General features: G+C 62.3%; 10 protein-coding genes. 9 read left to right on the plus strand and 1 reads right to left on the minus strand.

The window, feature by feature from the left end; all coding sequences use genetic code 11:
• Positions 1-14: 14 nt before the first annotated feature.
• Positions 15-1013 (minus strand): LacI family DNA-binding transcriptional regulator, encoded by a 999-nt coding sequence (locus RHEC894_RS31080; RefSeq protein ID WP_085740465.1) that lies wholly within the window; start codon positions 1011-1013, stop codon positions 15-17.
• 236 nt (positions 1014-1249) lie between these two features.
• On the opposite strand from RHEC894_RS31080, the gene RHEC894_RS31085 reads away from it, so the two are divergent.
• From RHEC894_RS31085 to RHEC894_RS31125, 9 genes are all read left to right on the plus strand, one after another.
• On the plus strand, positions 1250-2566 hold the full coding sequence (locus tag RHEC894_RS31085) for an MFS transporter (protein ID WP_085740466.1): 1317 nt from the start codon (positions 1250-1252) through the stop codon (positions 2564-2566).
• A gap of 69 nt (positions 2567-2635) precedes the next feature.
• Complete coding sequence (ltnD, locus tag RHEC894_RS31090; protein WP_085740467.1) at positions 2636-3577, plus strand: L-threonate dehydrogenase; 942 nt, start codon at positions 2636-2638, stop codon at positions 3575-3577.
• Between the two features lie 15 nt (positions 3578-3592).
• A complete protein-coding gene (otnI, locus tag RHEC894_RS31095) occupies positions 3593-4369 on the plus strand; it encodes a 2-oxo-tetronate isomerase (protein ID WP_085740468.1) in 777 nt (258 codons plus the stop codon).
• Positions 4370-4372: 3 nt separating this feature from the next.
• A complete protein-coding gene (gene otnK / locus RHEC894_RS31100) occupies positions 4373-5653 on the plus strand; it encodes a 3-oxo-tetronate kinase (protein ID WP_085740469.1) in 1281 nt (426 codons plus the stop codon).
• Positions 5654-6304: 651 nt separating this feature from the next.
• Positions 6305-7018 carry an HAD-IA family hydrolase gene (locus RHEC894_RS31105; RefSeq protein WP_010066775.1) on the plus strand — a complete coding sequence of 238 codons (714 nt, stop codon included), beginning with the start codon at positions 6305-6307 and terminating at the stop codon, positions 7016-7018.
• 63 nt (positions 7019-7081) lie between these two features.
• Positions 7082-8692, plus strand: a complete 1611-nt coding sequence (locus RHEC894_RS31110; RefSeq protein WP_085740470.1) for an ABC transporter substrate-binding protein — start codon at positions 7082-7084, stop codon at positions 8690-8692.
• An 80-nt stretch (positions 8693-8772) separates the two neighbouring features.
• A complete protein-coding gene (locus RHEC894_RS31115; RefSeq protein WP_085740471.1) occupies positions 8773-9723 on the plus strand; it encodes an ABC transporter permease in 951 nt (316 codons plus the stop codon).
• Complete coding sequence (locus RHEC894_RS31120) at positions 9720-10586, plus strand: ABC transporter permease (RefSeq protein ID WP_085740472.1); 867 nt, start codon at positions 9720-9722, stop codon at positions 10584-10586. Before RHEC894_RS31115 ends, RHEC894_RS31120 begins: the two co-directional genes overlap by 4 nt.
• Positions 10583-12238: an ABC transporter ATP-binding protein gene (locus tag RHEC894_RS31125; RefSeq protein ID WP_085740473.1), complete on the plus strand. Its 1656-nt coding sequence runs from the start codon at positions 10583-10585 to the stop codon at positions 12236-12238. The genes RHEC894_RS31120 and RHEC894_RS31125 overlap by 4 nt, the downstream gene beginning before the upstream one ends.
• Positions 12239-12426 lie beyond the last annotated feature (188 nt).

Consider the following 12426-nt stretch of genomic DNA (forward strand, 5'->3'; position numbering starts at 1 on the left):
CACTTCCTCCAATATTAAGCGGTCGCCCCTTCGATCAGTTCAAAACCGAGATCGACGGTCTGGGGCGGCGCGTTGGCGACGACCAGTTGTGCGGCTATCTTTCCCGTTGCCACGCGCGGCGTCCGGATGGTCGACAGGGGCTGCGGCATTGCCCGGCCGATATCGAGGCCGTTATAGCCGAAAATAGCGAGCGTCGAGGGAACGGTGATCCCCTCGGCCAGACAGTGAAAATAACCGCCGAGCGCCATATCGTCGTTGGAGAAATAGACCGCGTCGAGATCGCTCGCCCGGGCAAGCAGCCGCTGCAGCCCCAACCTGCCGTTTTCCACGGACGAAGCGTTGGCGACAATTTCGCGGGTGACGAGGGGGGCGCCACGCGCCTCGAGCGTCTCGCAAAAGCTTGAAAACCGCTTGCCGGCCCGGGTATCGCGATTGAGGTCGTGACCGACATAACCGATCCGGCGGTAGCCGCGTTCGAACAGGAAGATGGCGCTCTCCCGCCCGGCCGCGCGGTTCGAGAAGCCGACCGCGATATCGAGCGCGTCTCCATCCAGATCGAGCAGTTCCACGACCCGGCATCCGCTGGCGCGCAGCATCTTCACTGTCCCCTCGGTATGTTCGTATCCCGCCAGCATGACCGCCGCCGGCCGCCAGGCGAGCATCGCAGCAGCGAGTGCCTCCTCCTTGCCCGGATCATAATCGGTGACGGAAAACACTGCCTGGTACCGGTTTTCCTCCAGGACGGCGCTGGCGCCGCGCAGCACATCGGGAAAGACGATGTTGGACAGCGAGGGAATGACGAAGGCAACGAGACGCGAACCGGTGGAAGCCAGCGTCCCGGCGATCCGGTTCGGCACATAGCCCAACCGCTCGACGGCAGCCATCACCCGCTCCCGCGTCTTGCCGGAAAACGAGCCGTGATTGCGCAGCACGCGCGACACCGTGCTCTCGCCAACACCGGCCGCTTCCGCGACCTCGGCAAGAGTTACCGCCACCTGCTGTTTGAATTCCATCGTTGCGTTGAACCCGGCTTTCGAGGCGGTTGCTCGGCCTGTCCGCCCATGCCCCATGCAGCCGCCATTTTTCACCGCTCTCGTCGAGAAGCAAGGTTTTTTTGGCAGCGCTACCAATTTAGCGTTGGCAGCGCTGCCAAAATGATTTAAATGAAAATGGCAGCGCTGCCAAAAATGGCGCTGCTTGCCGCGAGAGGATCGACAAGGGACCGCGGCAACAACAGGAGGAGGAAATCATGACGCTGCAAACGCAGGCGCCGGTCGCTGGCGAATATCCCGCTGAAGCCGCCGAAGACCGGGCCTATGGCAAGGTATTCTGGCGCATCGTACCCTTTTTGATGATGTGCTACGTGGTCGCCTATCTCGACCGCGTCAATGTCGGCTTTGCCAAGCTGCAAATGTCGAGTGAGCTCGGCCTCTCGGAAGCCGCCTACGGCGTCGGCGCCGGCATTTTCTTCATCGGCTATTTTCTGTTTGAAGTGCCGAGCAACATCATCATGAACAAGGTGGGCGCGCGCGTGTGGATCGCCCGCATCATGGTCACCTGGGGCATCATTTCCGCCGCCTTCATGTTCACTTCGTCGGAAACCGTCTTTTATGTCCTGCGTTTCCTGCTGGGCGTTGCCGAAGCCGGATTTTTCCCCGGCATCATTCTCTATCTGACCGCGTGGTATCCGGCTCATCGCCGCGCCCGGATCATCACCACCTTCATGTCCGCAATCCCGATTTCCGCGATTTTCGGCAACCCGCTTTCAGGCCTCCTGATGGACAGTTTCCATGGCATGCACGGCCTTTCCGGCTGGCAGTGGATGTTCCTGATCGAAGCCATTCCGGCCCTTCTTTTCGGCGTCGCGACGTTTTTCTATCTTGATGATACGATTGAGGGCGCGAAATGGCTGAACGATGAGGAAAAGCGCGTGCTGACGGCCAATATCGAGGCGGAGAACCGGGTCAAGACGGCAAGCCCGCACAGCGTCGGCGCAACCTTGGCCGACCGTCGCGTATGGCTGATGTGCCTGATCTATTTCTGCTTCGTGCTCGGGCAATATGGCCTGAATTTCTGGATGCCCACCATCGTCAAGGCGTCGGGCGTCAGCGGAAACCTCAATATCGGCCTGATTTCCGCGATCCCCTATATCTGCACATTCGTCGCCATGCTGGCGCTCGGACGCTCCGCCGACAGGCTGCGCGAACGCCGCTGGCACCTCGTCGTCCCGGCTCTCATCGCCGCAGGCGGTTTTGTCGCGGCAACGATGGCAACGAGCACGACGGTCTCGATTGTCTGCCTGTCGCTGGCGGCTGCCGGCGCGATCAGCTGCGCGCCGCTCTTCTGGTCGCTTCCGACGGCCTTTCTGGCCGGCACGGGTGCCGCGGCCGGCATCGCCTGGATCAATTCGGTCGGCAACCTCGCCGGGTTTCTCGGGCCGTTTCTGGTCGGTTATCTCAAAGACTTCACCGGCACCAACAGCGCCGGCATGTATCTGCTGGCGGCTGCCTTGGTCATTGGCTCGCTTGCCGTGTTGACGGTTCCCGCGAAAACCGTCAATCGCTGAATAAGAGTTCCTCCGGGGACGCCACCCGGAGGAGCGCAGATCTTTCCTCACGAGACCGGAGAACTCCTCATGTCACCGATTGCTGAAAACCCGGGTCCTGTCGTCGCGGCCGTCATCGGTCTTGGTTCAATGGGGCTCGGAATGGCCCGGTCGATGACGCGCGCAGGGCTCGATGTCGTCGGATATGACATCACGCCGGCGGCGGTGGACCGCTTCATCACCGACGGCGGACGGGGCGCTCAGACCCCGGCCGACGCAGCAAAGGATGCCGACATCGTCGTCTCCGTCGTCGTCAACGGCGCGCAGACCGAGGCCGTGCTGTTCGGCCCTGAAGGTGTTGCGAGCACGATGAAGGCTGGCGCCGTGTTCATTTCCTCGGCAACCATGGATCCCGCCGTTGCACGCAATCTGGCACAACGAGTAGAGGCTCTCGGCCTTCATTATCTCGACGCCCCCATTTCCGGCGGCGCAGCCAAGGCGGCGCTTGGCGAACTGACGATCATGGCATCCGGCTCCGGCCAGGCCTTCGACAGGGCACGCCCGGGTCTCGACGCCATGGCCGGCAAGGTCTACGAGCTTGGCGACGCGGCCGGAACGGGCGCTGCCTTCAAGATGATCAACCAGCTTCTCGCCGGCGTGCACATCGCCGCCGCCTGCGAGGCCATCACCTTTGCCGCCAAGCAGGGCCTCGAGCTCGACAAGGTCTATGAGGTGATCACCGCTTCGGCCGGCAATTCTTGGATGTTCGAAAACCGTGTGCCGCATGTGCTGGCCGGAGACTATACGCCGCTCAGCAGCATCGAGATTTTCGTCAAGGATCTCGGCATCGTCCAGGATATGGCCCGCTCCGAGCGTTATCCGGCCCCGCTCTCGGCAGCGGCCCTGCAGATGTATCTGGCCGCCGCGGGCGCCGGTATGGGCCGGGACGACGACTCCTCGCTCGCGCGGCTCTACGCCAAACTTTCCGGCGCTGAATTGCCCGTTTCCGACAAAAAGCCGCAGAGCCTGTAAAAAGGAGCGCCAGACATGCCGGTTTTCGCCGCCAACCTGACGATGATGTTCAACGAATGGGCATTCCTCGACCGTTTCGACGCCGCAGCCGATGCCGGCTTTGCCGCCGTCGAATACCTCTTTCCCTATGAAGCCACGCCGGAGGCAATCGCCGAGCGGCTTGCCCGCAACAATCTGCAGCAGGCCTTGTTCAATCTGCCGCCGGGCGACTGGACAGCAGGCGAACGTGGCATTGCCGCCCTTCCCGGACGGTTCGATGCGCTGAAAGCCGATGTCGAGAAGGCACTGGACTACGCGGCAGCAACGGGAGTCGGGCGGCTGCACCTGATGGCGGGTATCGCCGACCGTCACGACGAAGACGCCTCCTCCCGCTATCGGCGCTCCGTCACCTATACGGCCGAGCGGCTTGCGGAAAGGGGCATCGATCTCCTGCTCGAGCCGATCAACGGGCGCAACATGCCGGGATATTTCCTTAACGATTTCGGCGCAGCCGAGCGGCTGATTGCCGAATGCGGCCTGCCGAACCTGAAGCTCCAGTTCGACATCTATCACCGGCAGATCATCCATGGCGACGTCGTCATGGCGCTGCGGCGCCTGCTGCCGATCACCGGGCATATTCAGATCGCCAGCGTGCCGTCACGCAACGAGCCGGATGGGGAGGAGCTGAACTATCCCTATCTGTTCGGCGAAATCGAACGGCTGGGTTATGACGGCTTCATCGGCTGCGAATACATCCCGCGCAGCCACACGCTGGACGGTCTTGGCTGGTTCAAACCTTTTGCGCGGAGCTAGACGATGGCTATTTCACTCGGATCAATCGCTGACGACTATACGGGCGCGTCCGACCTCGCCAACACGCTGACGAAGAACGGTCTGCGCACGGTGCAGACCGTCGGCATCCCTGACCCGTCGCTGGCACTGCCGGATGTCGACGCCGTGGTCGTTTCCCTGAAAATCCGCTCCGTCCCGGCCTCGGATGCCGTGGCGGCCGCTGCCAGCGCCGAGCGGTGGCTGCGCCAGCGGGGTGCAGGCCATGTGCTTTACAAGATCTGTTCGACCTTCGATTCCACCGATGCCGGCAATATCGGCCCGGTCACGGAGGCATTGAGCGATGCAGCGGGCGGCGGCTCAGTGCTGGTGACGCCAGCCTTTCCGGAAACCGGCCGCACAGTCTATCTCGGTCACCTCTTCGTTGGCGGACAGCCGTTGAACGAAAGCCCGCTCAAGGACCATCCCCTCAATCCCATGCATGACGCCAATCTCGTGCGGGTTCTTGCCCGACAATCGCGCGGCACTGTCGGGCTGATCGATCTCAATGCCATCGCGGCCGGGCCTGCCGTCGTCAAGGCCAGGCTCGACGCCCTGCGAACGCAAAGCGTCACCCTGACTATCGCCGATGCGATTTTCGAGAGGGACCTTGAAACGCTCGGCGAGATCGCCCTCGAAACGCCGGTCTCCACCGGTGCGTCCGGCCTCGGCCTCGGCCTTGCCCGCGCGCTCGTCCGCACCGGTCGGATATCGTCCGGCGGCACAACTTCGGTGGACGCCATGCGTCCCGTCGGCGGGCTCTCAGCGATTGTGGCCGGCAGTTGCTCCAAGGCGACGCTGCGCCAGCTCGACGTCGCCGAACGGTCGATGCCCGTCCTGCGGCTCGACCCGGAACGGCTGCTTGCCAGTCCGGACGAGATCGCCGCGGCGATTTCCTGGGCCGGAGACCGCATCGCCGCCGGCCCCGTCGTGGTCGCCGCGAGCGCCGCACCCGAAACCGTATCCCGGCTGCAAACCCTTTACGGGCGGGAAGCCTCCGGCCACGCGATCGAGACGGCGACGTCGATTATTTCAGCCGAACTGGTGGAGAGAGGCGTGCGGCGCCTCGTGATTGCAGGCGGCGAAACCTCAGGCGCTGCGGTCGACAGACTCGCCATTCCCGCATTTCTGATCGGACCGGAGATTGCCCCGGGCGTGCCGGTGCTGCGTACGGTCGGCAATGCCCAGGGAGACATGCTGCTGGCGTTGAAATCAGGAAACTTCGGAGGCGAGGATTTCTTTGCGGCAGCGCTGGCAATGATGAACTGACATGTCCAGCGCCTGCGGTATTGCAGGCTGCCGGCTCGGGCGCCGACGATCGAGAAGCCGCTCGACCTTTCCGGAATAGCCAGGGATAGCCTGAGCGCGATCCGTTCATTCCGATCGCCGATTGCGGCTCATCGGCGGTTGACGCGGGCTTGAGCCCGCTTTCTGCCGCCGATGCCGCCTCGGCGTCCTCTCCACCTGCAGCAAAAGCCTCTGCGCCGCAATCGGCCTCGAAACCCCGAAATTTTGCGAAAAACGGCGCCAAGGCGGTGCACGGCATCGTCGATCGAGCCTGGAAACAACCTCATTTCCTGCGCCGACGCGCCGGCGTTCATGGGCGCACTGCCGCCTCAGCACCGAAACGGTGAGCTTCGCCGGGTGCCGGCGCTTCACGCTGGCGGGCCAGGATGCGCGTGGGTGATGCAAGCCTCAGAATATCGCGAAACGGTCAGATTCGGTATTTTGTGCCGCCATATGCCGCCTTTCAGGAGAATCCGGCGCAGTCCAGATGACAAACTACGATCAGTGAAAGGCGCGGATCCCGGCAGATGCGGGCCTTCGGGACAAGAGCGGGACAAAGATCCCGCCTATGGGAACAGAATATTCTTCTTCGAGAACCGTGCTCCCGCCAGAGCCGAACACTGGGGAATTCACGTGAGCAAGAGCCTTCCGGAATTCAAATACATGACATTCGACGTCGTCGGCACACTCATCGACTTCGAGGCCGGCCTCAAGGGCTGCTTTGCCGAGATCGCCGCCGAGACGGGGGTCACGGTCGACGGCGAGCAGGCGCTCAGCCTCTATCGCGCGGCTCGCTACTCCGGGGAAGCCGGCCTCTTTCCCGACGACCTCGTGCGCGTCTACCTGGCGATCGCACCGGAACTCGGCCTGCCCGCCGATCAAAAATATGGGCAACGGCTGCGGGATTCGGCGAAGAACTGGAAGGGTTTTTCAGACAGCGCCGCAGCACTGGCCGAACTTGCGAAGAATTACCGCCTCGTTGCGATGACCAATGCCCGGCGCTGGGCATTCGATTTGTTCGAGAGGGAGCTCGGCAATCCATTCCATGCTGCCTTCACGGCCGACGATACGGGCACGGAAAAACCCGATCCCGCATTCTTCGAGACGGTTTTCGCCTATGTTGCCTCGCAAGGGCATTCGAAGGACGACATCCTGCATGTCGCCCAGAGCCAGTACCACGATATCGGGATTTCCAGGCAACTCGGGCTGACCAATTGCTGGGTTGAGCGGCGCCATGCCCAGAAGGGCTACGGCGGCACGATCGAGCCGGCCGAATTCACCAAACCTGACTTCCACTTCACCTCCATGGCAGGCTTGGCCGATGCCGTGGCTGCCGCGCGCGCCTGATTTTAAAACCGGATCGGGCCTGCCCGGAACGGGCAGCCCGCCACAGAAGAAAAGGGGAATGAGATGAACGACAAGATCACCAATTGGACCACGTCCGACGACGCCATGATCGAAACCGCCATCCGTCGTGGCGCCACCCGCCGTGAGCTGCTGCATATGATGCTCGCGGGCGGGGTTGCCATGTCGGCCGGCGGGCTCGTGCTCGGCCGCGCCGGCAAGGCGCTCGCCGCGACGCCCGTTTCCGGCGGCGCGCTCAAGGCGGCCGGCTGGTCTTCCTCCACGGCCGATACGCTCGATCCGGCCAAGGCGTCGCTCTCCACCGACTATGTTCGGTGCTGCTCTTTCTATAACCGCCTCACCTTCCTCGACAAATCAGGCACGCCGCAGATGGAGCTTGCCGAAGCGATCGAGTCCAAGGATGCGAAGACCTGGACGGTCAAGCTGAAGAAGGGCGTCACCTTCCACGACGGCAAGCCACTGACATCAGACGACGTGGTCTTCTCGCTGAAGCGCCATCTCGATCCGTCCGTCGGCTCGAAGGTCGCCAAGATCGCCGCCCAGATGACCGGCTTCAAGGCCGTCGACAAGCAGACCGTCGAGATCACGCTTGCCGATCCCAATGCCGATCTGCCCACCATCCTGTCGATGCATCACTTCATGATCGTCTCCGACGGAACCACCGATTTCACCAAGGCCAACGGCACCGGCGCTTTCGTCAAGGAAGTGTTCGAGCCGGGCGTTCGCTCGGTCGGGATCAAGAACAAGAACTATTGGAAATCCGGCCCGAACGTCGATTCCTTCGAATATTTCGCAATCAGCGACGACAATGCCCGCGTCAATGCGCTGCTGTCGGGCGACATCCATCTTGCAGCCTCGATCAATCCGCGCTCCGTGCGCCTCGTCGAGGCCCAGGGGGACGGCTTCTTCCTGTCGAAGACCACCTCTGGCAACTACACCAACCTCAACATGCGGCTGGACATGGATCCCGGCAGCAAGCGCGACTTCGTCGAGGGCATGAAGTACCTCGTCAACCGCGAACAGATCGTCAAGTCGGTCCTGCGCGGCCTCGGTGAAATCGGCAACGACCAGCCGGTTTCTCCCGTCAACTTCTACCGCAATGCCGACTTGAAGCCGCGGGCCTTCGACCCCGACAAGGCGAAGTTCCATTTCGACAAGGCCGGCGTCCTCGGCCAGTCCATTCCGGTGATCGCCTCCGAAGCGGCGAACTCCTCGATCGACATGGCGATGGTCATCCAGGCTTCGGGCGCCGAGATCGGCCTGAAGCTCGATGTCCAACGCGTTCCCTCCGACGGCTATTGGGACAATTACTGGCTCAAGGCGCCGATCCACTTCGGCAACATCAATCCTCGTCCGACACCGGACATCCTGTTCTCGCTGCTCTACTCCTCTCAGGCCCCCTGGAACGAGAGCCAATACAAGTCGGAGAAGTTCGACAAGATGTTGATCGAAGCTCGAGGCTCGCTCGACCAGGAGAAGCGCAGGGCGATCTACGACGAGATGCAGGCGATGATTGCCAACGAAGCCGGCACCATCATCCCGGCCTATCTTTCGAATGTCGATGCCACCGCCGCCAAGCTCAAGGGCCTGGAACCCAATCCGCTCGGCGGCCAGATGGGATACGCCTTCGCGGAATACGTCTGGCTCGAAGCCTGATAATAATGAAGGGAGCCGGGGCTGCAGCCAAGCCCCGGTTCTTTCGGAATTGAACTCGAACGCCAAAAAGGGAGCCGCGCGTGAACAAGCAGGTCTTATCCCTTGTGCTGAGCAGATTGCTCATCGCCCTGATCACCCTGGTAATCGTCTCCTTCGCCGTGTTCTTCGCGACAACGCTCCTGCCGGGAGATACGGCGACGATCCTGCTTGGTCAGGCGGCCACGCCGGAAGCCGTCGAAGGTCTTCGCAAGGCCATGCATCTCGACGAGCCGGCGCTCTTTCGTTTCCTGCGCTGGTCCATCGGACTGCTGCAGGGCGACCTCGGCACCTCCTATGCCAACGAAATGCCGATCGCAGATCTTATTGCCGGCCGTTTCGTCAATACGCTGAAACTCGCCGGTGTCACCGCGCTCTTCTCCGTGCCTATTGCGCTGACGCTCGGGATCACCGCGGCGATGCTGCGCGGCACGCTTTACGACCGGATTGTCACCGTGATCACCATAGGCGTCATCTCCGTGCCGGAGTTCATGGTCGCGACCTCTGCCGCGCTGCTGTTCGCCGTCTATCTGAAATGGCTGCCGGCGCTCTCCCTGGCCAATGAGGTCCATAGCCTGAGCGACATCCTGCGCGTCTACGCCATGCCGGTGATCACGCTGACCTTTGTCGTCTCGGCCCAGATGATCCGCATGACACGCGCCGCTGTTATCGAAACGCTCAACACGCCCTATGTCGAAATGGCTTTGCTCAAGGGGGCCTCCCGGCCGCGCATCGTCTTTCGCCATGCGCTTCCCAATGCGCTGGGCCCGATCGTCAATGCCGTTGCGCTTTCACTGTCCTACCTGCTCGGAGGCGTCATCATCGTCGAGACCATTTTCAACTATCCCGGTATCGCCAAGCTGATGCTGGATGCCGTGGCCACCCGCGACCTGCCGCTGATCCAGAGCTGCGCGATGATCTTTTGCCTCGGCTATCTGCTGCTGATCACCATCGCCGACATTATCGCCATTCTTTCCAATCCGAGGCTCCGATGACCATGACCCGTTCCGTAATCGCTTCGGGCCGGCCGTCCGGAACCCGGTTTGGCTATCGCTTCAACATCGTCGGAGCAATCGGCCTTGTCGTCATCCTCTCCTGGGCGCTCATTGCGATCATCGCACCGTTGATCATCCCCTATCCTATCGGCGAGATTGTCGATGTCGACTATTTCGGCCCGATGAGCCGGGAACTCTGGCTCGGCTCCGACTATCTCGGCCGCGACATGCTTTCGCGGATTCTGATGGGCGCGCGCTATACGGTCGGCATCTCGCTGGCGGCGGTGACGATCGCCTGCTTCAGCGGCGTCGTGCTCGGTATGATTGCAGCCGTCGCCGGCGGCTGGCTGGACACGATCCTCAGCCGCTTCCTCGACGCTCTCAACTCCATCCCGAGCAAGCTGTTCGGCCTGGTGGTCGTCGCCGCGGTCGGCTCTTCTGTCCCGATTCTGGTGTTGACACTGTCGGTGATCTACATCCCCGGCGCCTACCGCTTCGCCCGGGCGCTCGCGGTCAATATCAATGCGATGGATTTCATCACGGTCGCCCGAATTCGCGGTGAAAACACCCTCTATCTCATTCGCTCGGAAATCCTTCCCAATATCGTCGGTCCGGTGCTTGCCGACCTCGGAATCCGCTTTGTGTTCATCGTTCTGCTCCTTTCCGGGCTTTCCTTCCTCGGCCTTGGCGTCCAGCCGCCCTATGCCGATTGGGGCGCGCTCGTGCGCGAGAATATCGGTGGGCTGCCGTTCGGTGCGCCGGCAGTGATGTTTCCGTCGCTTGCCATCGCCAGCCTCACGATCAGCGTCAATCTGCTGATCGACAACCTGCCGCAGAAAGTCCGCGACAGGAGCGCGTCATGAGCAGTTTCGTTGAAATCCGCGACCTGAAGGTCGAGGCCACCACCGATTCCGGCCGGCGCGTCGAGATCATCAAGGGCGTCAGCCTCGACGTTGCCGAGGGCGAGATCGTCGCGCTGATCGGCGAGAGCGGCTCGGGCAAAACAACTATCGCCCTGACCCTCATGGGCCATACCCGTGCGGGCTGCCGCATCTCCGGCGGCAGCGTCTCGGTCGGCGGCAAGGACATGGTTGCGCTCAGTGAGAAACAGCGCGCCAAAGTGCGCGGCACCGAAGTCGCCTATGTCCCGCAATCGGCGGCCGCCGCCTTCAACCCGGCCACATCGATCATGGATCAGGTGATCGAAGTCACCCGGATTCATCAGCTGATGTCGCCGGAAGAGGCGCGTGCCCGGGCAGTCGAACTCTTCCGGGCGCTGTCCCTGCCGAACCCCGAAACGATCGGCAGCCGCTATCCGCACCAGGTTTCCGGCGGCCAGCTGCAACGATTGGCGGCGGCCATGGCGCTGATCGGCGACCCCACACTCGTCATCTTCGACGAGCCGACGACTGCGCTCGACGTGACGACCCAGATCGAAGTGCTACGCGCGTTCAAGTCGGTCATGAAGAAGGGCGGCATAGCAGGCGTCTATGTCTCGCACGACATCGCCGTCGTCGCGCAGATCGCCGACCGCATCGTCGTATTGAAAGGCGGGGAGGTCCAGGAAACCGGCACCACCAAGGAGATACTCGACAACGCCAAGCATCCCTATACCAGAGAGCTGCTCGCAGCCTTCGAGCCGAAATCGCGCGGCATGGAAGGGGCAGTCGCGCGCGCGACGGCGCCGCTTCTGAAGATCGAGGATCTCGTTGCGGGCTACGGACAGCGCCAGGCCGACGGCCTTCCCCTCGTGCGCGCAGTCGAGCATGTGAGCCTAAAGGTAGAGAAAGGGCGTAATCTCGGCATCATCGGAGAGTCCGGTTGCGGCAAGTCAACGCTCGCCCGCACCATTGCCGGCATCCTGCCGGCCGCAGTCGGCAAGATCGTCTTCGACGGCACGGAACTCAACCGCAGCGCTCGCGAGCGCTCGCGCGACCAGTTGCGCGAGATGCAGATCGTCTTCCAATATGCCGATACCGCTCTCAACCCGGCAAAATCGGTCGAAGACATCCTCGCCAGGCCCCTGGTCTTTTACCATCGCATGGATCGGCAGGCCCAAAACGTCCGGATCGATCAACTGCTTGATATGGTGCGCCTGCCGCGCAACCTGCGTCATCGCCGGCCGGGAGAGCTCTCGGGCGGGCAGAAGCAGCGCGTCAATTTCGCCCGGGCGCTGGCTGCCGATCCGAAGCTGATCCTCTGCGACGAGATTACCTCGGCGCTCGACACGGTGGTGGCCGCCGCGGTCATCGACCTGCTCAAGGAATTGCAGCGCGAACTCGGCCTTTCCTACATTTTCATCAGCCACGATCTCTCGGTCGTGGAGGCGATCTGCGACGAGATCGTCGTGATGTATGGAGGCCGGAAGGTCGAGGAAATCACGCCCTCGACGGTAAAGACGCCGACGCATCCCTATTCGCAACTGCTCTTCTCATCAGTGCCGACGCTTGATCCGGCCTGGCTTGACGGGCTGCAGCAGGATCCTGAACTGGTGCGGGCCTATTGCCGGCAATGAGGCTCGGCGTGGTGATCACTTTCCGGCAACGTTCCGCGTTCGCAACCCGGCCATTCTTCTGCAATTCGTAGAGGATCCTTAAGCCGATCCGAATGGGTCTCGCTGCACACGGTCTCCGCTTGCGATCGCTTATGACGCTGCAACACAGGCGGAAGCACAAATGGCTGCCGCGCTCGAAGCAAGACGGA

The sequence above is a fragment of the Rhizobium sp. CIAT894 genome, from assembly GCF_000172795.2.
In the GTDB taxonomy this organism is placed as follows: Bacteria; Pseudomonadota; Alphaproteobacteria; order Rhizobiales; family Rhizobiaceae; genus Rhizobium.

Bases quoted from the DNA above. Each gene is read 5' to 3' on its own strand.
- RHEC894_RS31080 (WP_085740465.1), bottom strand. From the start codon at position 1,013: ATGGAATTCAAACAGCAGGTGGCGGTAACTCTTGCCGAGGTCGCGGAA.
- RHEC894_RS31085 (WP_085740466.1), top strand. From the start codon at position 1,250: ATGACGCTGCAAACGCAGGCGCCGGTCGCTGGCGAATATCCCGCTGAA.
- ltnD (WP_085740467.1), top strand. From the start codon at position 2,636: ATGTCACCGATTGCTGAAAACCCGGGTCCTGTCGTCGCGGCCGTCATC.
- otnI (WP_085740468.1), top strand. From the start codon at position 3,593: ATGCCGGTTTTCGCCGCCAACCTGACGATGATGTTCAACGAATGGGCA.
- otnK (WP_085740469.1), top strand. From the start codon at position 4,373: ATGGCTATTTCACTCGGATCAATCGCTGACGACTATACGGGCGCGTCC.
- RHEC894_RS31110 (WP_085740470.1), top strand. From the start codon at position 7,082: ATGAACGACAAGATCACCAATTGGACCACGTCCGACGACGCCATGATC.
- RHEC894_RS31120 (WP_085740472.1), top strand. From the start codon at position 9,720: ATGACCATGACCCGTTCCGTAATCGCTTCGGGCCGGCCGTCCGGAACC.
- RHEC894_RS31125 (WP_085740473.1), top strand. From the start codon at position 10,583: ATGAGCAGTTTCGTTGAAATCCGCGACCTGAAGGTCGAGGCCACCACC.